This window comes from Bradyrhizobium sp. LTSPM299 (assembly GCF_000938235.1).
GTDB lineage: Bacteria > Pseudomonadota > Alphaproteobacteria > Rhizobiales > Xanthobacteraceae > Bradyrhizobium.
The window spans coordinates 72,965-93,421 of record NZ_JYMU01000035.1 but is presented as its reverse complement, the minus strand read 5'-3'; the positions used below and the strand labels follow the sequence as shown (position 1 = coordinate 93,421).

The window sequence follows — 20,457 nt, the reverse complement described above, 5'->3', positions numbered from 1 at the left end:
AATGGCTTGAGCCAGCGCCCAAGCTCGTCTTCCCACTTCGACTTCGTGTCCACCATGGTCGGCCCTCCAAAGCCGACCACCCATGAATCATTGAAAATCTGATTCGGGAATCCAGTTTCGCCAATCAATCGCCAAAATCTGCCAAAGTAGTGCTAGAAGTGCGGGCGGGTCGGGTACACGATTTCGGAATATTGGAAGAATACCTCTGAGTTGCCCGACGTGTCAAGTTGCCGTGTCGAGCGCCGGCAGCGGCCGGCTACTTTGCATGGGGTTGTTTTCGATATTTTGGCAGCGCGCGTCTGCGGCGGCCGTTTACTCTGCCGCCTTGGTCACGATCCGCACCTCCGACGTCAGCGTCTTGTGCACCGGGCATTTGTCGGCGATTTCCATCAGCCGCTTGCGCTGATCGGCGTCGAGCGCACCCTCGATTTTGATGACGCGGTCGATCTGGTCCAGCATGCCCTCCCGCGTCTCGCACTCCTCGCAATCCTTCGCATAGATCTTGTTGTGCTGAAGCGTCACGGTGATGCGCTCGACCGGCAGCGATTTGCGGTCGGCATACATCCGCATCGTCATCGAGGTGCAAGCGCCGAGCGCAGTCAGCAGGAAATCGTAAGGGCCGGGGCCGGTATCCTCGCCGCCAGCGGCGGCGGGTTCATCGGCCAGCATCCGGTGTGGCCCTGTCGTGACGATCTGCTGGAACTTGCTGTTGCGGGTCTCCTGCACCACGACGTTGCGCGGCGTGTTGCTCGTGTTTGCCGTCGGCTTCGGTGCCGCGAGATCGACATAGCGTTCGACCCAGGCGCCGATCACGTCGGCGACATAGGCAGCATCCTGTTTCCCGCTTAGCAGATGATCGGCGCCCGCAAGCGAGACGAAGCTCTTGGGATGTTTGGCCGCGACGAAGATATGCGTGGCGTTGTCGATGCCGACGGTATCGTCGGTCGGCGAATGCATGACCAGCAGCGCCTTGTGCAGCTTGGTCACCTGCGCCGTCAGGTTCTGCTCGGCGACGTCGTCGAGCAGTTCGCGTTTGATGCGGAACGGGCGGCCAGCGAGCGACACCTCGACCTCACCCTGCGCGCGGATGCCCTCGACCTTGTCCTTGAACAGATGCGTGATATGGGCGGGATCGGACGGTGCCGCGACGGTGACGACCGCTTTCGCTTCCGGAATCTGCCCGGCTGCCGCGAGGATCGCGGCGCCGCCGAGGCTGTGGCCGATCAGGATCGCGGGCGCCTGCCGTGTCTCGCGCAGATGATCGGCGGCGCGGACGAGATCGGCGACGTTCGACGAGAAGGTCGAATTGGCAAAATCGCCCTCGCTGGAGCCGAGGCCGGTGAAATCGAACCGCAACGTGGCAATGCCCTTGGCCGCGAGCGCCACCGCGATGCGCTTTGCGGCCAGCACGTCCTTGCCGCAGGTGAAGCAATGCGCGAACAGCGCATAGGCCTTGACCGGTCCGTCAGGCGTATCGAGCGCAGCGGCAAGCTGATGGCCGCCGACACCGGTGAATTGAAAGCGTTCATGCGGCATGTCGGGCTCCATCATTGTTGCTGTTGTTCAGTCGCCAGAATAGCGCTGTTCGGCCCAGGGATCACCGCGATTGTGATAGCCGCGCACCTCCCAATAGCCCGGCGCATCCTCGGTCAGAAATTCGATGCGCTGTAGCCATTTGGCGCTCTTCCAGAAATACAGATGCGGCACCACGAGCCGTACCGGGCCGCCATGCTCCTGCTCCAGCGGCTTACCCGACCAGCTATGGGCGAGCAGGGCGTCCTCGACGGCGAAATCCTCAAGCGGCAGGTTCGTCGTATAGCCGTCATGCGAGTGCAGCACGACGAAGCTTGCGTTCTCACGTGGCTGGCAGGCGGCGAGCAGGTCGCGTGTTGCGAGGCCCTCCCATTGATTGTCATAGCGCGACCAGGTCGTGACACAGTGAATGTCGGAGACGAACTGCGTCTGCGGCTGCGCCACGAATTGCTCAAAGGTCCAGAAGATCGGATGCGCGACCGCGCCGTAGACGTCGAGACGCCAGCGTGCCTCGGAGATATTGGGCAGCAGCCCAAGGTCGAGGACCGGCCAATCCCGCGTCAGATGCTGACCGGGCGGCAAGCGCTGTTCCTCCGGCCGGCTGATCTTGCCGGTGAGGAACTTGCCTTCGCGCGCCCAACGCTGCTTGCTGCGCGTCAGCTTGCTCTCGGTGGGCGGTTGGTCGTCGTCGGTCATGGCGGCGTCACTCGTGGCGATGCATCGCCGATTCGTGCTTGGTATCGCGCATGGTCGTGTAAATCAGCAACGACAGGAAGATCATGCCGCTGAGGTAGTAGTAGAACCAGTCTTCATGCCCGATGCTCTTGAAGTAGAGCGCGACCGCCGGCGCGGTGCCGCCGAACACCGAGACAGTGATGGCGTATGGTAACCCGACGCCGAGCGCGCGGACATTGGTCGGGAACAGTTCGGCCTTCACGATTGCGTTGATCGAGGTGTAGCCGGCGACGAAGATCCAGGCGGAGCAGATCAAAAGGAACGCGATGAAGGGCGACTTGGTCTCCTTCAATACAGTCAGGATCGGGATGGTCGCCAGCGTTCCGGCGACGCCGAAGAAGATCAGGAGCGGCTTGCGGCCGATGCGGTCGGAAAGCGCGCCGTAGATCGGCTGCAGGATGGTCGCGAAGATCAGCGAGCCGAAGATCACGAAGGTGGTCTGGTCCTCGGTCAGGCCCACCGAGAGCTTGACGAAGGTCTGCATGTAGGTGGTGAAGGTATAGAACGCCGCGGTGCCACCGGCGGTGAGGCCGACCACCAGCAGCAATTCGCGTGGGTAGTTCAGGAGGCCGCGGATCGAACCGGTCGGCTTGGAAACCTTCTTGGCTTCGATGAACGCCTCGGTCTCGTGCAGGCCGCGCCGCATCACCGCCGCGAAGATCGCAAGGAAAGCGCCGATCACGAACGGAATCCGCCAGCCCCAGGCCCTCAGCTCGTCCGGCGTCAGGAAGACCTTTTGCAGCAGCAACAGCACGATGATCGCGGTGAGCTGGCCGCCGATCAGCGTGACGTATTGGAAGCTGGAATAGAAGCCGCGATGGTTCGGGTCGGCGACCTCGCTGAGATAGGTGGCGCTTGCGCCATATTCACCGCCGAGGCTCAGGCCCTCGATGATGCGGGCCAGCGCCAGGATCACGGGGGCGGCAATGCCGATCGTGGCGTAGGTCGGCGTCGCCGCGATGATCAGCGAGCCGAAGCACATGCAGACCACCGAGAGCGTCAGCGACAGGCGGCGGCCATAGCGATCGGCGATGTAGCCGAACAGCCAGCCGCCGAGCGGGCGCATCAGGAAGGTTGCGGCAAACAACACCGCGACATTGAGCTGCTGCACCACCGGATCGCTGTTCGGAAAGAACGCCGGCGCGAAATACAGTGCAAATGCCGTGTAGGCGTAGAAATCATACCACTCGACGAGATTGCCGACCGATCCGATGAAGATCGCCTTCACCCGCCGCTCGACGTCGTGGATGTCGAGATGGTCGCTCGCGGACTGAGCGGTTTGATCGGTCATAGCGTGGCCTCCCGGACTCTTTTGTTTGATTCCGGGGCCAAGCTACCTCATTTGGGTGGCGTGATGGAACTGCTCTCCGGCTCGTCAGGCGTTCTTGGAGGCGTTCTTGCCAAAGAGCATTGGCAGTTGACGCGGGCCGCGCACCGTGCCTTCAGACCAGGTGACCTTGCCGGCCGGGTCGAGCCGGAAATCCGGGATCCGCTTCAGCCATTCCTCGATTGCGACCGTCATCTCCATCCGCGCCAGATTGGAGCCGACGCAACGATGGATGCCCAGGCCGAAGGCGGCGTGGCGGTTCTCCTTGCGGTCGATCACCACCTTGTCGGCGTCGGGGAACATGGCGGGATCGCGGTTGGCCGCCGGGAACGACAGCAGCACCATGTTGCCCGATTTCACCGGGCAGCCAGAGATCGTGGTCTCCTTCATCACCTCGCGGGCCATCGTCACCGGCGAATACGCGCGCAGGAATTCCTCGATCGCGGTCGGGATCAATGCGGGCTCGGCGAGCAGCCGCTCGCGGTCAGCGGGTGTCTTGGCGAGATGCCAGAGCGAGGAGCCGAGCGCGCTCCAGGTGGTATCGATGCCGGCGATCAAAAGCAGCCGCAGCGAGCCGAGCACATGATCGTCCGAGAGCGGCTGGCCGTCCGGTCCCTTTGCCTGCATCAGGCTTGAGATCAGGTCGTCGCCCGGCTCAAGCTTGCGCTGCTCGAGATGGGCCATGAAGTAGCCCGTCATCTCCCGCACGCCGCTCATCAGCTGGTTGTCGTCCTTGATGCCGAGCTCGAGGATCTGGTGGATCCACTTGATGAAGAGGTCGCCGTCTTTCTCGGGGATGCCGAGCATGTGGGCGATGGCGCGCACCGGGATGTGCTTGGTGTAGCGCGCCGCGGCGTCACAACGGCCATCGGCGATGAACTCGTCGATCAGCTCGTTGCAGATCGCGCGCACCCGCGGTTCGAGCTTCTTCATCGCATCGGGCGTGAAGGGGTGCAGAAGCACCTGCTTGGCGGGCTTGTGCTCCGGCGGATCGGAGGTAATCGGCGGCGCCCTCGCGGTGATGTCGGGGCGGACGTCGCGCACGATCACGCGACGCGAGGAGAAATGCTCGGTGTCGTAGGCGATCTCCTTCACCGCCTGATAAGTGGTCGGCATGTAGCAGCCGAGGAAGCGCTCGGTGTGCACGACGGGCGAGGCGGCGCGCAGCTCCTCCCAGATCGGAAACGGATCTTCGGTCCAGGTCGGATCGGTGTGGTCGAAATCGTTGACCCAGTCGGTGACCGCCGGGTGTTCGGGCACGAAGTTTACGGACTCGGAATCGGACATCGGGTCGTTTCCTCTGCTCGTTCGTTCAAGAATGGACTGAATGCGACGGGGGTTACTCTTCCGTGACCTCGATCGCGATTTCCGGACAATTGGTCTGGGCAAGCCAAGCCTTGTCCTCGAGGCCATCAGGGACGGACCCGTCGCCGATCTCATGGGCGTTGCCGTATTCGTCGAGTTCGAACAGTTCGGGGGCGAGTGATTTGCAGCGGGCGTGACCCTGGCACTTGTCCTGGTCGACGCGGATCTTCAGCTTGGACATGCAAGCGCTCTCCCTCGGTGCTCGCGCGCAGTGGGGCGCGCCAGGTTCCACATTGTTCTCTTTGCAAGTTCTAGCTTGCTTGGGCGGCTGGCATCTAACCGGACCACCAAGTTATAGCATATTACATTATCGAACCGCTTACGCGTCAAGCGAAAATTCGGCGTGGTGGACCGTCCGGGCAACGTCTGCACGGCAGAGTGGCCAATCCGCGATCTGCAAGAGGGATCATCATTTGGATTTTCGATCGAGACCATTGAGGAATCTAATTTCCAAATGACGCTGTGAATTGTCAGCATGAACGGCAGACTGAAGGGGTATTTGCGATGGCACTCATCGGGTCGCGTCCGGACTGGCTGACGTTCGACTGCTACGGGACGCTGATTCAATGGGATGAGGGCCTGATCTCGGCGACAAATCGAATTCTGGCGCGCACCGGATCGAGCATCGAGCCGCAGGCGTTTCTGGAGGTGTTTGATCGCCATGAACATTCCCTCGAGCGAAGCCGCCCGCATCTGTCGTTCAAGGAGGTGACCGCCAAAGCGCTTGAAACCGCCATGACCGAGTTGTCGCTGCCGTCGGACCCGAATGACGCAGAGATCCTGACGTCGTCGATCGGCAAGATGCCGCCCTTTCCGGAAGTGGTCGCGACGCTCGGCCGCCTGAAGGCCGCGGGATTCAAGCTGGCGATCATCTCAAACACGGACGATGCGATCATCGCCGGGAACGTCGCACAGCTTGGCGGTCACATCGATCGGGTGATCACGGCGCAGCAGGCCCAAGCCTACAAGCCATCGCGTGAAATTTTCAAGTATGCCTGGGCGTCGATCGGGATTGACAAGCCGCGGCTCGTCCATATCTGCGCCAGCCCGCATCTCGATCTCGTCGCCGCGCGTGATCTTGGGTTCCGGGCGATCTGGATCGACCGCGGCACGGGCCGCAAGCCGTTGCCCGACTATTCGCCGAACAAGGTTGCCGCGGCACTCGATCAAGTTCCGGGATTTCTTTCAGAAGCTGGTTGGATGTAGCTCGTGAGGGGAAGTCTCGGATGACCGACCACTGACCTGGATTCAGGCGGCGCTTTCCTTCGGGCCCTCGCGTGCAATCGGGCGCGCCGGTTTCCTCATTCCTCTTTATGTAAGTTCTTGCTTGGGGGCGGCCGGCCTCTTAACCGGATCGCCAAGTTATAGCATATTACATTATCGAAGCGCTTGCGCGTCAAGCGAAAAGTCAGTGATGTCAGCCGTGATGGGACAAATCGTTCGTAAGCCGTTCAAAACCTACCACCATGGCGATCTCCGAGACGCCCTGATCCAGGCTGCCTTGCAGGAGGTCGAACTCGGCGGCCCGGAGGCGATCAGCATCAAGGCGTTGGCGAAGCAGCTCGGCGTCTCGCAGCCGGCGCCATACCGGCATTTCGCCGACCGCGACGCGCTGCTGCAGGCGGTGACCGCGGAAGCGTTCCGGCAGTTCAACGTGATCATGCGCGAGGCCATCGAGACGCCGGTATCGCAATCGAAACTGTCGCGCTTTGCGCAAGCCGCACTCGCCTTCGGGCTAGAGCGCCACGGCATCTACCGGCTGATGTTCGCGTCGCGAACCATGGCCTGCGCGCCTGTCGGCAGCGAGCTGCATACGGCGGCGATGGAAACCCTGGCGCTGTTGATCGAGGCGTTCGAGGCGCCGGCGGTCGGCCTGCTGCGCGAACGCCAGGCGCTAAAGATCTGGGCCGGACTGCACGGCATCGTGATGCTGGCGGAGCAGGGACTGCTCACCGGCGAGGTCGCCCATATCAGCCGCGAGGAATTGATGGACGAGATCGTCGAACAGACCAAGCTCGCGCTGTCAGTCGCGCTGAAGGCGGCGGAAGAGAAGGCGTAAGCCTCACCGCGTCATTGCGAGGAGCCCGCGACAAAATTGCAAAGCAATTTTGTGCTGGAGCGACGAAGCAATCCATCGCTCGGCATACGCTGAGGCATGGATTGCTTCGCGGAGCCTGTCATCGGGCGCGCGTTCGTCCGATCCGTTGGCTCGCAATGACGAATTCAGGCCTTACTTCGGCGGCCGCGGATCGATCGGCGTCGTGCCGCGCAGACCCAGAATATCTTCAAGCACCTTCGCGCCGGCCAGAAGCTGCGCCTCCGCACGGGGTTTTGCCACCATCTGCAGGCCGACCGGAAGTCCCGATGCGGTGAAGCCGCAGGGCAACGACAGCGCCGGGCAGCAGGCCAGCGTGATCGCATAGACGATGCCGAGCCATTCGACATAATTGTCGAACTTCTTGCCGTCGCATTCGGCGACGTAGCGGTTCTCGATCGGGAACGGCGGCACGATCGTCGCGGGCGCCAGCAGCAGGTCATACTTGTCGAAGAAGGCGAGGGTCCGCTCGGTCAGCGCCACGCGCTGCGCCTCGGCACGCGCGAGCTGCTCGACGGAAAGCTTGAGGCCTTCCTCTATGTTCCAGATCACCTCCGGCTTGAGCAGGTCGCGCTTGGTGCGCAACAATTCGGCCTTGCTGATCGCGAAATCGAACGCGCGCAGCACGTGGAAGCATTCATGGGCTTCGCGCAGGTCGGGATGGGCTTCCTCGACGATCGCGCCGGCTTCGGCAAAACGCTCCGCCGCCTTGCGGGTTACCGCCCTGACCTCAGCATCGACAGGCGTGATGCCAAGGTCGGGTGAATAGGCGATCCGCTTCGGCTTGTTGCCAGAACGCGCCGCTGACAGGAACGATGTCGGCAGCACGGGCAGGGACAGTGGATCGGCCGCATGCTCGCCACTCATCGCATCCAGCAGCAGCGCAAGGTCCTCGACGTTGCGCGCCATCGGTCCCTGCACGCCGAGCGTACGGTTGACCCCGAATTTCGGTGTGTGCGCGACGCGGCCGATGCTCGGCCGCAGGCCCACAACGCCGCAGAAGCTGGCCGGGTTGCGTAAGCTGCCACCCATGTCGGAGCCGTGTGCGAGCCAGGCCGTGCCGGTCGCGAGCGCCACCGCCGCACCGCCGGAGGAGCCGGCAGCCGAGCGCGATGTATCCCAAGGATTGCGCGTCGGGCCGAACACCTCGTTGAAGGTGTTGGCGCCGGCGCCGAATTCCGGCGTGTTCGACTTGGCGTAGATCACGCCGCCATTGTGTTCGAGATGCTCGACCATCAGGTCGGACTTTGCAGGGATATTGTCCTTGAAGATCGGCGAGCCCAGCGTCGTCAGAACCCCCTGGACATTGGTGAGGTCCTTGATCGGAACGGGCAGGCCGGCGAGCAGGCCGCGCTCGGCCGCGGGCTTCTGCATCAAGGCCTTTGCGTGGCTGCGAGCACGGTCGAAGCACAGCGTCGGCAGCGCGTTGACCTTGCCGTCAACCTCCGCGATGCGCTTTTCCAGCACGTCGAGCAGGTCGAGCGGGGTCACGTCGCCGGCTCTCAGTTTGTCGACGATGGCGCATGCCGTTTCCCGTACCAATCCCTGATCTGCCATGCGCCGTTGCTCCTATCGGTTTTGCTTTCAGGTGCTGTAGAACATTTTTCGCGGTTGTGGCAATGCGCGGAGTTAGCCGTCATTGCGAGCCAACGGGTCGCGCGATGCGCGCCCGATGACAGGCTCCGCGAAGCAATCCATCGGTCCGCATATCGGGAGCGATGGATTGCTTCGTCGCTGCGCTCCTCGCAATGACGTGGAGAGGTTTGTGCCTAGCCCCACCCCGACGTCAAACCGCCATCCACCGTATAGATCACCCCCGACGTATACCCCGCGCGGTCCGATGCCAGGAACGCCATCAGGTCGCCGATCTCGCGCGCATGGGCGGGACGGGCGAGCGGCAGGCCCTTTTGGAATTCCTTGTAGCGGTTCTCGTCGCCGAACTGATGCTTTGCACGGGTCTTGAGCAGCGTGACGTGGCGGTCGGTGCCGACCGGGCCGGGATTGATGCCGACCACGCGGATGTTGTCGGCGAGGCTTTTTCCGCCGAGCGCGCGGGTGAAGGCCATCAGCGCCGCATTGCCGGCGCTGCCGCAGATGTAATTGGCATCGAACTTCTCGCCGGCCGCGCCGATATCGTTGACGACAACGCCGCCACCGCGCGCCTTCATCTGGGCGTAGATCGCGCGCGTCAAATTGATGTAGCCGAACACCTTCAGCTCCCAGGCGTGTCGCCAGGTGGGTTCGTCGATCTTGTCGATCGAGCCGCCCGGGATATCGCCGGCATTGTTGACGAGGATGTCGATGTCGGCGGCCTCTTTTGCGAGCCGCGCGAGGTCGTCCGGCTTGCGCAGGTCGACCACGCTGATCGCGGCATCGATCTGATGCGCCGAGCGCAACCGCTCGGCGAGTGCCTTGAGCTGTTCGCCGTTGCGGGCGGCCAGCAGCAGATGGGCGCCTTCCTCGGCGAAGGCTTCGGCGGCGGCCGCGCCAATGCCCTTGGAGGCGCCGGTGATCAGGACACGCTTGCCGCGCAGATGCAGATCCATGGGAGTGCTCGCTTGCTATGAGGAACGGATGTCGGCGAATTTGGTGGGGCAGGGTCGCGCCCCGGTCAACACTGCACTGCAGCGTTGCGCCCGCGCGAAGTTTGGTTCATTGCAGGCGATCACAATAGACGGCATTCCCGGCCGGGCAAATCACAAGGGTGTTCTCGATGAGCAGCGCAAAGAAGCAGTATCGGATTGCGGTCATTCCCGGCGACGGTATCGGCAAGGAAGTGATGCCCGAGGGGCTGCGCGTCATCGAGGCGGCGGCGAAGAAGCACGGCGTCGCGGTGCAGTTCGACCATTTCGACTTCGCCTCCTACGACTATTACGAAAAGCACGGCGAGATGATGCCGGCCGACTGGAAAGAGAAGATCGGCAAGCACGATGCGATCTATTTCGGCGCGGTGGGCTGGCCGGCGAAGATCCCGGATCACGTCTCGCTGTGGGGTTCGCTGATCAAGTTTCGCCGCGAGTTCGACCAGTATGTCAATCTGCGCCCGGTGCGGCTGATGCCCGGCGTGCCGTCGCCGCTGGCGAACCGCAAGCCCGGCGACATCGATTTCTGGGTGGTGCGTGAAAACACCGAAGGTGAATATTCGTCCGTCGGTGGCCGCATGTTCCCCGATACCGACCGCGAATTCGTCACGCAGCAGACGGTGATGACCCGCATCGGCGTCGACCGCATCTTGAAATTCGCGTTCGACCTGGCGCAGTCGCGGCCGAAGAAGCATTTGACCTCGGCGACCAAGTCGAACGGCATCTCCATCACCATGCCCTATTGGGACGAGCGCGTGGAGGCGATGGCCAAGAACTATCCCAAGGTGAAGTGGGACAAGTACCATATCGACATCCTGACCGCGAATTTCGTGCTGCATCCGGACTGGTTCGACGTCGTGGTCGGCTCCAATCTGTTCGGCGACATCCTCTCCGACCTGGGACCTGCCTGCACCGGCACGATCGGTATCGCGCCGTCGGGCAACATCAATCCGGCAGGCAAGTTCCCCTCGGTATTCGAGCCGGTGCACGGATCGGCGCCCGATATCGCGGGGCAGGGCATCGCCAACCCGATCGGCATGATCTGGTCGGGCGCGATGATGCTGGAGCATCTCGGCGAGAAGCAGGCGGCAGACGCCATCGTCGGCGCCATCGAGCGCACGCTCGGCGAACGCACGCTGCGGACGCGCGATCTCGGCGGCAATGCCGATACCACCGCTTGCGGCAAGGCCGTCGCGGAGATGGTGGATTGATTGTTCTCACCCTCTCCCCTTGTGGGGGAGAGTCGCTTCGCGCAGCGAAGCGGGGTGAGGGGTCTGCATCCGCGGAGAGAAACCCCTCATCCGTCGCGGACTGCGTCCGCGCCACCTTCTCCCACAGGGGGAGAAGGGAAGAAGCGCACTGTTCGCGCACACCTTTAGGGTAGTTACCCCTTCACAATCCTTCGGCAATGCTCCCATGCCGCGTCGATCAGATTCTCGCTCGCCTCGGGTGTGCGGAAGGCTGAATGTGCCGACAGCGTCACGTTGGGGATCTTCGTCAGCGGATGATCCTTCGGCAGCGGCTCGGTGTTGAAGACGTCGAGGCCGGCGTGGCGGATATGGCCTGATGCGAGCGCGTCGATCATCGCGGCCTCATCGACGATCGCGGCGCGCGCGGTGTTGACCAGGATCACGCCCGGCTTCAGCTTTGCGATCTTTTCGCGGGTGATCATGCCGCGGGTCTCGTCGTTCAGCAGCAAATGGATCGAGACCACGTCGCTGGTCGCCAGCACCGTGTCGAGATCGACGAAGTCGATGCCGGGATAGGTCTTGGGCGACCGGTTCCAGGCGATCACCTTCATGCCGCTGCCGAGCGCGATGCGCGCGACTTCGGCTGCGATGCCGCCGAAGCCGACCAGCCCCAGGGTCTTGCCGGTGAGCTGCATGCCGTCTTCGCGCAGCCAGTTGCCGGCGCGCATCTCGCGGTCCATCTGCGCGATCACGCGGGCCGACGACCACATCAGCGCGATCGCGGATTCCGCCACGGCCGTGTCGCCATAGCCCTTGATCAGGTGCACGGAGATTCCGAGCTCGGCGAGCTCCTCCGGATTCATGTAGCTGCGCGCGCCGGTGCCGAGGAACACGACGTGCTTCAAGCTGGTGCAGGCCTTGGCGACCTCGGTCGGCAACGCGGTATGATCGACGACCGCGATCTCGGCGCCGTCGAGGACCGCGGGGTAGTGCTCCGGCTTGATGTCGGCATCGCGGTTGATCCGCATCCTGGGATCACCTGGCTTCTCCAGCCGCTCCATGATCACGGCGAGCGATTCATTGGCGTCGACGAATACTCCGCGCACGGAAGGCCTCCGGTGTTGTTGTCGTCAGGATGCGACGCCGGCGAGCGCCAGCACCGTGTGCAGCAACACGTTGGCGCCGGCGGCGCAATCGGCCTGCGTCGCGTCTTCCAGCTCATTGTGGCTGATACCGTCCTTGCAGGGCACGAACACCATTGCCGTCGGCATCACGGTGTTGAGGTTGCAGGCGTCGTGGCCGGCGCCGGAGGTGATGCGGCGGTGGGAGTAGCCGAGTTGCCTGGCGGCGTTCTCCACCGCGTCGACCAGTTTCGGGTCGAAATGCGTCGGCGGCTTGCGCCAGACCAGGTCGAGCTTGACGTCGACCTTGCGTCGCGCCGCGATCTCAGCGATTGCAGCGCGCAAATCCGCATCGAGCGCATCCATGATCGCAGCATCGGCGCTGCGGCAGTCCATCGTGAAGGCGATCTCGCCGGGGATGACGTTGCGCGAGGGGTTTGCGATCACAGCTTCGCCAATGGTGCCGACCGCCTTCGGGCCGTGTTTTTTGGCGATGCTTTCCATCGCCAGCACGATCTCCGACAGCGTCGCCAGAGCGTCGCGCCGCAGCGGCATCGGGGTCGATCCGGCGTGGCTCTCGAAGCCGGTGATCTTGCCGTCGTACCAAAGCACGCCCTGGCCGGAATCGACCACGCCGATGGTCTTGCCCTCGGCCTCCAGGATCGGGCCCTGTTCGATGTGCAGCTCGACGAAACTAGAGAATTTCTGCCGCCCGACAGGGGCCTCTCCGCGATAGCCGATGCCGTCGAGCGCCTGCGCCACTGTGACGCCGTCGGCGTCCTTGCGCGACAGGATGTCGTCGGTGGTGAAGTCGCCGACATAAGCCGCCGAGGCCATCATCGCCGGCGCGAAGCGCGAGCCTTCCTCATTGGTCCAGTTGCAGATGCAGATCGGCAGCTCGGTCTCGATACCGGCGCCGTTGAGCGTGCGGACCAGCTCGAGCGCGGCAAGCGTACCGAGGATGCCGTCATATTTGCCGCCGGTCGGCTGGGTGTCGAGATGCGAGCCGACACCGATCGGCGGCTTCGACATATCTCTTCCTTTCCTCAGCCCGAACATCGAGCCGAGCGCGTCGACATGAAATTCGAGGCCGGCCTCCTCGCAGGCTTTGCGAAACCAGTCGCGCACCTGCTTGTCCTCGGCGCTCAGCGTCAACCGCCGCACGCCGCCTTTGGCGGTTGCTCCGTATTGCGCGGTTTCGTGGATGGTGCCCCAGAGGCGGGCGGAATCGATCTGCAGATTGGATACGGCTCGGTTCATGCGGCTTGTTTCCCTCACGCGACGGTTTTTTCATGGCCCGCCGTCGCGGCGCCGTCAACCGCTACGCTTGCTTGCGCGAACTGGCGGGCGAGATCCGCAACACGCTCGACGGCGACCGCATCGGGGGAGGTAAGCCAGCTTGCCGAGAAGGTGAGCGGTGCCAGTTTGACGTCGGTGTCGAGCAGTTGCAGCCGTCCGGCGGTGAGTTCGTTCTCGACGATCACCGAGGGGATCACGGCGATGCCGAGCCCCTCGATCGCCATGTGAATGACGGTCGCAAGCGAGGCGCTGGCGTGCAGCCGGATCGGCGGCAGGTCGGGCCGGTCGAACACGGCGCGCACGGCCTCATAGGGTTTGGTCTTGCGCGGAAAGGTGATCATCGGAAACCGTGCAAGATCGCGGCGTGTGACAGGGGCATTGCCGAGCCCGAGCGAGGGGCTGGCCAGGAAGCCGATCTGGTAGTCGCACAGCACGCGGCTCTGCACACCGGGGGTGGACAACGGCCCGACCACGAAGGCGAGCTCGATTTCCTGGGCGAGCAATCGCGCGGTCAGATTCGGCGTGATGTCGACCTCGATCTCCAGCGACAGGTTCGGGTAGATTTCGTTGACGCTCTTGACCAGCCGCGGCAGCCAGGTGTGGACAATTGTCTCGGCGACGCCGAGGCGCAGAACGCCACGCATCGCCGAGCGGTCGCCGACCTCCGCCATCATTTCGGACCGCAGGCCGATCAGCTTCTCGGCATAGACCATCATCTGCCGCCCGCTCGGCGTCGGCGACGCCACGCGATGGTCGCGATTCAAGAGCTTGACACCCATTTCGCGCTCAAGCTGCGCGATGCGCTGCGAGATCGCCGGTTGGGTGGTGTTCAGTCGCTGGGCGGCGCCGCGGAAGCTGCCGAGCTTGACGACCCAGAGGAAGGTTTCGATCGAGCGGAAGTCCGTCATCGGAAGCATTTTCCAATCGATAAGCAGGATTTATCGATTATGATTAAAAAGGACGATTAGACATTATAGCATACTTGGTGTTGGCTGTCTTTGCTGAGATTACAGGCAGGGGAGTTTAATGACTGATTTTGCGGCAGCGCAGCGATCGTCCGAACAATCGTCGCTTCCGAGCCGGGACGCGCGCCTGGCCTGCCGCAACGGTATGGCCTCCAGCACGGCCGGCGTCGCCAACGGCTTCGTCCAGGGCAATCTTGCGATCCTGCCGGGGAAACTCGCCGGCGCCTTCCATCGCTTCTGCCAGCTTAATCCGAAGCCGTGTCCGATCATCGGCATGTCCGACGTCGGGGATTTCAGGATCCCGGCCCTTGGCCTCGACCTCGACATCCGCACCGACGTGCCGCGCTACCGGGTCTGGCGCGCCGGTGAGGTGGTCGAGGAGCCGACCGATATCATCAAATATTGGCGCGACGATCTGGTTGCCTTCGTGCTCGGCTGCTCGTTCTCGTTCGAAGAGGCGCTGATGGACGACGGGCTGCCGATCCGCCACATCGAGCACAAGGTGCGCGTGCCGATGTACCGCACCAATATCGCGTGCAGTCCGTCGGGTCCGTTCGCGGGGCCGATGGTGGTGTCGATGCGTCCGTTCAAGCCGAAGGATGCGATCCGCGCGGTGCAGATCACGTCACGTTTCCCGTCGGTTCATGGCGCGCCGGTGCATCTCGGTCATCCGCATGCGATCGGCATCAAAGACATTGCCAAGCCCGACTATGGCGATCCGGTGCCGGTCGCCGACGACGAGATCCCGGTGTTCTGGGCCTGCGGCGTGACGCCGCAAGCGGTGATCGCAAATGCAAAGCTGCCCTTCTCGATCACGCATGCGCCGGGCTTGATGCTTGTCACCGATCTCAGGAACAAGCAGCTTGCTGTGCTCTGAATAGGCATTTCGTGCAATTCATTGAGGCTTTACTGCGCGCTATAAGCGCCTCATCGATAGACCAAACAGGGGACTTTTCGCATATGACGATTACTCGCCGTAACGTATTGCTTGGCGCCTCCGCCGCCGCCGCGCTGGCCCCGATCGTAGCCCGCGCGCAGACCGCCGAAGTGGTGATCGGCGTCCTCTACCCATTCTCCGGCGCCAGCGCCCAGATGGGCGTTGACGCGCAGAAGGCCTATGAGGCCGCACTTGACGTCATCAACACCAAGTATGATTTCGACCTGCCGCTTGCCAAGGACGCAGGATTGCCGGGGCTCGGCGGTGCCAAGATTCGCCTTGTCTATGCCGACCACCAGGGCGACCCGCAGAAGGGCCGTGCTGAGGCCGAACGCCTGATCACACAGGAGAAGGTCTGCGCGATCGTCGGCACCTATCAGAGCGCGGTCGCAGTCACGGTGAGCCAAACCTGCGAGCGCTATCAGATCCCGTTTGTCTCGGCCGACAACTCGTCGCCGAGCCTGCATACCCGCGGCCTGAAATTCTTCTTCCGCGCGGCTCCCCATGACGAGATGTTCTCGAAGGGCATGTTCGACTTCTACGACGCCATGAAGAAGAAGGGCACCAAGATCGAGACGCTGGCACTGTTCCACGAGGACACCATCTTCGGAACGGACTCCGCGAACGCGCAGACCAAACTTGCCAATGAGCGCGGCTACAAGATCGTCGCCGACATCAAGTACCGCGCCAATTCGCCGTCGCTGTCGGCCGAGGTTCAGCAACTCAAGGCGGCCAATGCCGACGTCCTGATGCCCTCGAGCTACACCACCGACGGCATCCTGCTGATCAAGACCATGGGTGAGCTCGGCTACAAGCCGAACGCCATTGTCGCGCAGGCGGCAGGCTTCTCGGAGAAGGCGCTGTACGACGCGGTCGGCGACAAGCTCGAAGGCGTCATCACCCGTGGCAGCTTCTCGCTCGATCTCGCGGCCAAGCGGCCGATGGTCGGCAAGATCAACGCCATGTTCAAGGAAAAGTCGGGCAAGGATTTGAACGACAACACGTCGCGGGAATTCATGGCCCTGATCGTGATGGCGGATGCTATCAACCGCGCCAAGTCGACCGATGGCGAGAAGATTCGCGACGCGCTGGCGGCGACCGATATCCCGGGTGAGCAGACCATCATGCCCTGGAAGCGCGTCAAGTTCGACGAGATGGGCCAGAACAACGACGCCGACCCGGTGCTGCTGCAATATGTCGGCGGCAAGTTCGTCACCATCTCGCCGGCGCAGGCCGCCGTCGCCGAAGCCATCTGGCCGATGAAGTAGGCCGGGTCGCATTTTCCGACGTCGTCCCGGGCAAGCGAAACGCAATCCCGGTCCCCCACGCGAGTGCTCGCACTCGTCGCGTAACCTCAGGCAGGCGATTTGCGATGATTGGTTGTTGTCCCTCCTACCGACGCATTCGTAGCTATGCGTCCCGGCTTTCGCCGGGACGACATCGGAGTCATGCCTGGACAGGGGCGCAACGCCCGTGACCGCCGAAGCCATTATCCAGAGTCTGGCAAGCGGCCTGTTGATGGGGCTGCTCTACGGATTGATCGCCGTCGGGCTCGCATTGATCTTCGGATTGATGGACGTCGTGAATTTCGCGCACGGCGAATTCCTGATGATCGCGATGTACGCGACCTTCTTCCTGTTCGCGTTCTTCGCGATCGATCCCTTGCTGGCGGCGCCGCTGGTCGCAGCGGCCCTGTTCGTGTTCGGGGCGGTGGTCTATCTCTTGATCGTCCGTTTCGCGGTGCGGGCCAAAGCCAATGCCGGTATGGTGCAGATCTTCTCGACCTTCGGTCTTGCGATTGTGATGCGGGGTCTGGCGCAGTTCTTCTTCACGCCTGATTATCGCAGCGTCACCCATTCCTGGCTCGGCGGCAAGACGATCTCGGTCGCGGGCATCTATTTGCCCGAGCCGCAGCTGGTCGGCGCGCTGGTCTCGATTGCGGCGTTTGTCGCGCTCTACTTCTTCATCAACCGTACCGATTTCGGCCGCGCGCTCGAGGCGACACGCGAGGACGCCGGCGCGGTGGCTCTGGTCGGCATCGACAAGAACCGCGTGTTCGCGCTCGGTTGGGGCCTTGGCGCGGCACTGGTCGGGCTCGCCGGCGCCATCATGGCGAGCTTCTTCTACATCTATCCGGACGTCGGCGCGTCGTTCGCGCTGATCGCCTACGTCACCGTGGCGCTCGGCGGCTTCGGCAGCGTGTTCGGCGCCTTTGCCGGTGGCATCATCGTCGGCCTGGTGGAGGCGACCACCGCGCTGATCCTGCCGCCGTCGCTGAAATCGGTCGGCATCTACGCCGTCTATCTGCTGGTCGTCTTCATTCGGCCGCGCGGCCTGTTCGGATCGATGTGATGGATACGACCTTCGCCCAACGCCGCCGCCGCGACCTGATCGTGGCCTTCTGTCTCGCCGTCGTCGCCGCGCTGGTGCCGCTGTTCGTCAAGGACGTCTATGTCCAGAACATCATGGTGCTGACCCTGATGTACGCGGCGCTGTCGCAGAGCTGGAACATCCTGTCCGGCTATTGCGGGCAGATCTCGCTCGGACATGCGCTGTATTTCGGATTAGGGGCCTATGCCACCGCGCTGCTGTTCACCAAGTTCGGTGTGCTGCCGTGGTTCGGCATGCTGGCCGGCGGGGTGATCTCCGCCGTGATCGCGATGGTGCTCGGCTATCCCTTCTTCCGCCTGCGCGGGCATTATTTCGTGATCGCGACCATCGTGATCGCCGAGATCGGGCTGCTTCTGATCCAGAACTGGGATTGGGCGGGTGCGGCGCTCGGCATCACGATTCCGATGCGCGGGGACAGCTGGCTGAAATTCCAGTTCGCCCGCTCCAAGCTGCCCTATTTCTACTTCGCGCTGGCGCTCGCCTGTGTCGCCTGGTTCGTCACCTGGTGGCTGGAAGATTCCAAATGGGGCTATTGGTGGCGCGCGGTGAAGGACAATCCCGACGCCGCCGAAAGCCTCGGCGTGGTCGTGTTCAATTCCAAGATGGGCGCAGCCGCAGTCTCCGCATTCCTCGTCGCTGTCGGCGGCGGCTTCTATGCGCAATTCGTCTCCTATATCGACCCCGAAAGCGTGATGGGCTTTCAGTTCTCGCTGCTGATGGCCTTGCCCGCGGTGGTCGGTGGCATCGGCACGCTGTGGGGGCCGATGCTCGGGGCCGTCATCCTGATCCCGCTCACCGAGCTGACGCGCTCTTTCATCGGCGGCTCCGGCCGTGGTGTTGACCTGATCGTCTATGGCTCTCTGATCGTCGCCATCTCGCTGGCGCGGCCGCAGGGACTGGTCGGACTGTTCGCCTCCCGCAAGGAGACCGCGCGATGACCGCACTGCTGGAAACCCGCGGCGTCTGGCAGCGCTTCGGCGGCCTCGTCGCCAATAGCGACGTCTCGATTTCGGTCGGCCGCGGCGAGATCGTCGGCCTGATCGGCCCGAATGGCGCCGGCAAGTCGACGCTGTTCAATTTGATCGCCGGCGTTTTGCCGCCGACGCAAGGCTCGATCATCTTCGACGGCGAGGACGTGACCAGCCTGCCGGCGGCCGAGCGCTGCCAGCGCGGCATCGGGCGCACCTTCCAGGTCGTCAAAAGCTTCGAGACCATGACCGTCATCGACAACGTCATCGTCGGCGCGCTGATCCGCAACACGGTGATGCGGGTGGCGCGAAAGAAGGCCTACGAGGTGCTGGACTTCTGCGGCCTTGCCGCGCGCGCCAATGTGCTCGCCAGCGACCTGGTGCCGTCGGAGAAGCGCCGGCTCGAGGTCGCCCGCGCGCTCGCCACCGAGCCAAAGCTGCTGCTGCTCGACGAGGTCCTCACCGGGTTGACGCCGGTCGAAGCCCAGACCGGCGTCGAACTGGTGCGCAAGGTGCGCGCCACAGGCGTCACCGTGCTGATGGTCGAGCATGTCATGGAGATCGTGATGCCGCTGGTCGACCGTGCCATCGTGCTCAATCTCGGCAAGGTGCTGGTCGAGGGCAAGCCCACCGACGTCGTCCGCAATCCAGAAGTTATTTCTGCCTATCTCGGGGATCGTCATGCTGTCGGTGCGTGAAGTCACCACCGCCTATCAGGGCCTGGTCGCGATCTCCTCGGTTTCGATCGACGTCGCCAAGGGCGAGATCGTCTGCGTCGCCGGCGCCAATGGCGCGGGCAAGTCGACGCTGCTCAAATCGATCGCCGGCGCCGAGCGGCCGCGCTCGGGGACCGTGACCTTCGACGGCAACCGCATCGACGGCAAGCCGCAGCATGTGATCACCGCCGGCGGCATCGCCTTCGTGCCGGAGAACCGCCGGCTGTTTCCGCGGCTCTCGGTGCGCGACAATCTAAGGCTCGGCAGCTATCTCTATCGCAGCCAGGCCGACCGCGATGCGCCGCTCGATCTGGTGTTCCAGCTGTTTCCACGGCTCGGCGAACGGCTGGAGCAGCGCGCCGAGACGCTGTCCGGCGGCGAGCAGCAGATGCTGGCGATCGGCCGCGCGCTGATGACGCGGCCGCGGCTGTTGATGCTGGACGAACCGTCGCAGGGCATCATGCCAAAACTGGTGGATGAGATCTTCCAGGCCGTGAAACGCATCCGCGACGCCGGCATGACCGTGCTGATCGTCGAGCAGCGCATGGCCGAATGCCTCGAGATCGCCGACCGCGCCTACATCCTGCAAACCGGCCGCGTGCTGATGCAGGGCACCGCGGCCGAGATCAGCGGCAATCCCGACGTGCGCAAGGCGTATTTGGGACTTTAGCTGTCGACCGAGCCTGGATCCGAGCTCTGGCCGCCGTCGTCAGCGACCAGCGCATGGCGGAGCGATTGAATTCGCTCGTTGAGGGAAATCATCTCCGGCACCGTCAGTCCCGAACGGCGCAGAAGGGTTTCGGTGAGGCATCCGCTCTCATCATGGAGCCGCTTGCCGCTAGCCGTGAGCGCGACCTGGACCTCGCGCTCGTCCCGGGGATTTCGCCGACGCGATAGCAGTCCGGCGTGTTCGAGCCGCTTGACCAGCGGCGTGATCGTGCTCGGCTCCAGGTCGAGCCGCTCGGCAATCGTCGAGATGGTTTGCTCGCCGTTCTCCGCCAGCACGCTCAAGACCAGGTATTGCGGATAGGTGATCCCCATGGCGTCCAGCATCGGCTTGTACGCCCGGTTGATCGCCATCGACGTCGCGTAGAGCGAGAAGCAGAGCTGTCCGTCGAGCGGGACATGAGATGTCATGACGAGCTTTTCCCTGCGAGATGAGCGGGTTACTGCGATAATACTTATCGCGATAAATAGTTCTGGACAAGGCTTCAGATTGTCGCTATCAAATAT

General features: G+C 63.2%; 20 protein-coding genes. 9 read left to right on the top strand and 11 right to left on the bottom strand.

Annotated features, from left to right (window positions below; genetic code table 11):
* Nucleotides 1–312: 312 nt before the first annotated feature.
* From UP10_RS19550 to UP10_RS19530, 5 genes are all read right to left on the bottom strand, one after another.
* Nucleotides 313–1,536, bottom strand: coding sequence for a bifunctional alpha/beta hydrolase/OsmC family protein (locus UP10_RS19550; protein WP_044588929.1), 1,224 nt, complete (start codon nt 1,534–1,536; stop codon nt 313–315).
* 27 nt (nt 1,537–1,563) lie between these two features.
* Nucleotides 1,564–2,229: a sulfite oxidase-like oxidoreductase gene (locus UP10_RS19545; RefSeq protein WP_044588917.1), complete on the bottom strand. Its 666-nt coding sequence runs from the start codon at nt 2,227–2,229 to the stop codon at nt 1,564–1,566.
* A gap of 7 nt (nt 2,230–2,236) precedes the next feature.
* Nucleotides 2,237–3,559: an MFS transporter gene (locus tag UP10_RS19540; protein WP_044588916.1), complete on the bottom strand. Its 1,323-nt coding sequence runs from the start codon at nt 3,557–3,559 to the stop codon at nt 2,237–2,239.
* 84 nt (nt 3,560–3,643) lie between these two features.
* On the bottom strand, nt 3,644–4,882 hold the full coding sequence (locus tag UP10_RS19535; protein ID WP_044588915.1) for a cytochrome P450: 1,239 nt from the start codon (nt 4,880–4,882) through the stop codon (nt 3,644–3,646).
* 52 nt (nt 4,883–4,934) lie between these two features.
* Nucleotides 4,935–5,141, bottom strand: coding sequence for a ferredoxin (locus UP10_RS19530; protein ID WP_044588914.1), 207 nt, complete (start codon nt 5,139–5,141; stop codon nt 4,935–4,937).
* Between the two features lie 323 nt (nt 5,142–5,464).
* Between UP10_RS19530 and UP10_RS19525 the strand changes: the two genes are divergently transcribed.
* Both UP10_RS19525 and UP10_RS19520 read left to right on the top strand, forming a co-directional pair.
* Nucleotides 5,465–6,166 (top strand): haloacid dehalogenase type II, encoded by a 702-nt coding sequence (locus tag UP10_RS19525; RefSeq protein WP_044588913.1) that lies wholly within the window; start codon nt 5,465–5,467, stop codon nt 6,164–6,166.
* Between the two features lie 208 nt (nt 6,167–6,374).
* On the top strand, nt 6,375–7,019 hold the full coding sequence (locus UP10_RS19520) for a TetR/AcrR family transcriptional regulator (RefSeq protein ID WP_502692214.1): 645 nt from the start codon (nt 6,375–6,377) through the stop codon (nt 7,017–7,019).
* A 171-nt stretch (nt 7,020–7,190) separates the two neighbouring features.
* Here UP10_RS19520 and UP10_RS19515 read toward each other — a convergent pair whose 3' ends face one another.
* Complete coding sequence (locus tag UP10_RS19515) at nt 7,191–8,612, bottom strand: amidase (protein WP_044588912.1); 1,422 nt, start codon at nt 8,610–8,612, stop codon at nt 7,191–7,193.
* A gap of 212 nt (nt 8,613–8,824) precedes the next feature.
* Nucleotides 8,825–9,601, bottom strand: a complete 777-nt coding sequence (locus UP10_RS19510) for an SDR family oxidoreductase (RefSeq protein WP_044538663.1) — start codon at nt 9,599–9,601, stop codon at nt 8,825–8,827.
* A 167-nt stretch (nt 9,602–9,768) separates the two neighbouring features.
* Here UP10_RS19510 and UP10_RS19505 point away from each other — a divergent pair, with 167 nt between their 5' ends.
* A complete protein-coding gene (locus tag UP10_RS19505) occupies nt 9,769–10,848 on the top strand; it encodes a tartrate dehydrogenase (RefSeq protein ID WP_044588911.1) in 1,080 nt (359 codons plus the stop codon).
* 173 nt (nt 10,849–11,021) lie between these two features.
* Here the strand turns inward: UP10_RS19505 and UP10_RS19500 are convergent, their stop codons facing one another.
* Genes UP10_RS19500 through UP10_RS19490 form a run of 3 tightly spaced genes read right to left on the bottom strand, consistent with a single transcriptional unit; the run spans nt 11,022 to nt 14,155 of the window.
* Nucleotides 11,022–11,933, bottom strand: a complete 912-nt coding sequence (locus UP10_RS19500; protein WP_044588910.1) for an NAD(P)-dependent oxidoreductase — start codon at nt 11,931–11,933, stop codon at nt 11,022–11,024.
* Between the two features lie 24 nt (nt 11,934–11,957).
* On the bottom strand, nt 11,958–13,208 hold the full coding sequence (locus UP10_RS19495) for a Zn-dependent hydrolase (protein WP_044588909.1): 1,251 nt from the start codon (nt 13,206–13,208) through the stop codon (nt 11,958–11,960).
* A 14-nt stretch (nt 13,209–13,222) separates the two neighbouring features.
* Nucleotides 13,223–14,155, bottom strand: coding sequence for a LysR family transcriptional regulator (locus tag UP10_RS19490; protein ID WP_044588927.1), 933 nt, complete (start codon nt 14,153–14,155; stop codon nt 13,223–13,225).
* Nucleotides 14,156–14,273: 118 nt separating this feature from the next.
* Here UP10_RS19490 and UP10_RS19485 point away from each other — a divergent pair, with 118 nt between their 5' ends.
* The 6 genes from UP10_RS19485 to UP10_RS19460 all read left to right on the top strand — a co-directional run bounded on the left by UP10_RS19485 (nt 14,274) and on the right by UP10_RS19460 (nt 19,894).
* Nucleotides 14,274–15,089: a putative hydro-lyase gene (locus UP10_RS19485; RefSeq protein ID WP_044588908.1), complete on the top strand. Its 816-nt coding sequence runs from the start codon at nt 14,274–14,276 to the stop codon at nt 15,087–15,089.
* A gap of 83 nt (nt 15,090–15,172) precedes the next feature.
* On the top strand, nt 15,173–16,417 hold the full coding sequence (locus UP10_RS19480; protein WP_044588907.1) for an ABC transporter substrate-binding protein: 1,245 nt from the start codon (nt 15,173–15,175) through the stop codon (nt 16,415–16,417).
* Nucleotides 16,418–16,622: 205 nt separating this feature from the next.
* Nucleotides 16,623–17,501: a branched-chain amino acid ABC transporter permease gene (locus UP10_RS19475; protein WP_044538655.1), complete on the top strand. Its 879-nt coding sequence runs from the start codon at nt 16,623–16,625 to the stop codon at nt 17,499–17,501.
* Nucleotides 17,501–18,478, top strand: coding sequence for a branched-chain amino acid ABC transporter permease (locus UP10_RS19470; protein ID WP_044588906.1), 978 nt, complete (start codon nt 17,501–17,503; stop codon nt 18,476–18,478). The genes UP10_RS19475 and UP10_RS19470 overlap by 1 nt, the downstream gene beginning before the upstream one ends.
* Nucleotides 18,475–19,206, top strand: coding sequence for an ABC transporter ATP-binding protein (locus UP10_RS19465; RefSeq protein WP_044538653.1), 732 nt, complete (start codon nt 18,475–18,477; stop codon nt 19,204–19,206). Before UP10_RS19470 ends, UP10_RS19465 begins: the two co-directional genes overlap by 4 nt.
* Entirely contained in the window at nt 19,190–19,894 is a 705-nt protein-coding gene (locus UP10_RS19460) for an ABC transporter ATP-binding protein (RefSeq protein WP_044588905.1), read from the top strand. The genes UP10_RS19465 and UP10_RS19460 overlap by 17 nt, the downstream gene beginning before the upstream one ends.
* Here UP10_RS19460 and UP10_RS19455 read toward each other — a convergent pair.
* Nucleotides 19,891–20,361 carry a MarR family winged helix-turn-helix transcriptional regulator gene (locus UP10_RS19455; RefSeq protein WP_044588904.1) on the bottom strand — a complete coding sequence of 157 codons (471 nt, stop codon included), beginning with the start codon at nt 20,359–20,361 and terminating at the stop codon, nt 19,891–19,893. The two genes, UP10_RS19460 and UP10_RS19455, sit on opposite strands and share 4 nt — an antisense overlap.
* Between the last annotated feature and the right edge of the window lie 96 nt (nt 20,362–20,457).

Coding starts and splice junctions, on each gene's coding strand:
- UP10_RS19530 (WP_044588914.1), bottom strand. CDS start 5,141: ATGTCCAAGCTGAAGATCCGCGTCGACCAGGACAAGTGCCAGGGTCAC.
- UP10_RS19455 (WP_044588904.1), bottom strand. CDS start 20,361: ATGACATCTCATGTCCCGCTCGACGGACAGCTCTGCTTCTCGCTCTAC.
- UP10_RS19545 (WP_044588917.1), bottom strand. CDS start 2,229: ATGACCGACGACGACCAACCGCCCACCGAGAGCAAGCTGACGCGCAGC.
- UP10_RS19460 (WP_044588905.1), top strand. CDS start 19,190: ATGCTGTCGGTGCGTGAAGTCACCACCGCCTATCAGGGCCTGGTCGCG.
- UP10_RS19470 (WP_044588906.1), top strand. CDS start 17,501: ATGGATACGACCTTCGCCCAACGCCGCCGCCGCGACCTGATCGTGGCC.
- UP10_RS19480 (WP_044588907.1), top strand. CDS start 15,173: ATGACGATTACTCGCCGTAACGTATTGCTTGGCGCCTCCGCCGCCGCC.
- UP10_RS19540 (WP_044588916.1), bottom strand. CDS start 3,559: ATGACCGATCAAACCGCTCAGTCCGCGAGCGACCATCTCGACATCCAC.
- UP10_RS19495 (WP_044588909.1), bottom strand. CDS start 13,208: ATGAACCGAGCCGTATCCAATCTGCAGATCGATTCCGCCCGCCTCTGG.
- UP10_RS19485 (WP_044588908.1), top strand. CDS start 14,274: ATGACTGATTTTGCGGCAGCGCAGCGATCGTCCGAACAATCGTCGCTT.
- UP10_RS19515 (WP_044588912.1), bottom strand. CDS start 8,612: ATGGCAGATCAGGGATTGGTACGGGAAACGGCATGCGCCATCGTCGAC.
- UP10_RS19490 (WP_044588927.1), bottom strand. CDS start 14,155: ATGACGGACTTCCGCTCGATCGAAACCTTCCTCTGGGTCGTCAAGCTC.
- UP10_RS19510 (WP_044538663.1), bottom strand. CDS start 9,601: ATGGATCTGCATCTGCGCGGCAAGCGTGTCCTGATCACCGGCGCCTCC.
- UP10_RS19525 (WP_044588913.1), top strand. CDS start 5,465: ATGGCACTCATCGGGTCGCGTCCGGACTGGCTGACGTTCGACTGCTAC.
- UP10_RS19520 (WP_502692214.1), top strand. CDS start 6,375: ATGTCAGCCGTGATGGGACAAATCGTTCGTAAGCCGTTCAAAACCTAC.
- UP10_RS19505 (WP_044588911.1), top strand. CDS start 9,769: ATGAGCAGCGCAAAGAAGCAGTATCGGATTGCGGTCATTCCCGGCGAC.
- UP10_RS19535 (WP_044588915.1), bottom strand. CDS start 4,882: ATGTCCGATTCCGAGTCCGTAAACTTCGTGCCCGAACACCCGGCGGTC.
- UP10_RS19550 (WP_044588929.1), bottom strand. CDS start 1,536: ATGCCGCATGAACGCTTTCAATTCACCGGTGTCGGCGGCCATCAGCTT.
- UP10_RS19465 (WP_044538653.1), top strand. CDS start 18,475: ATGACCGCACTGCTGGAAACCCGCGGCGTCTGGCAGCGCTTCGGCGGC.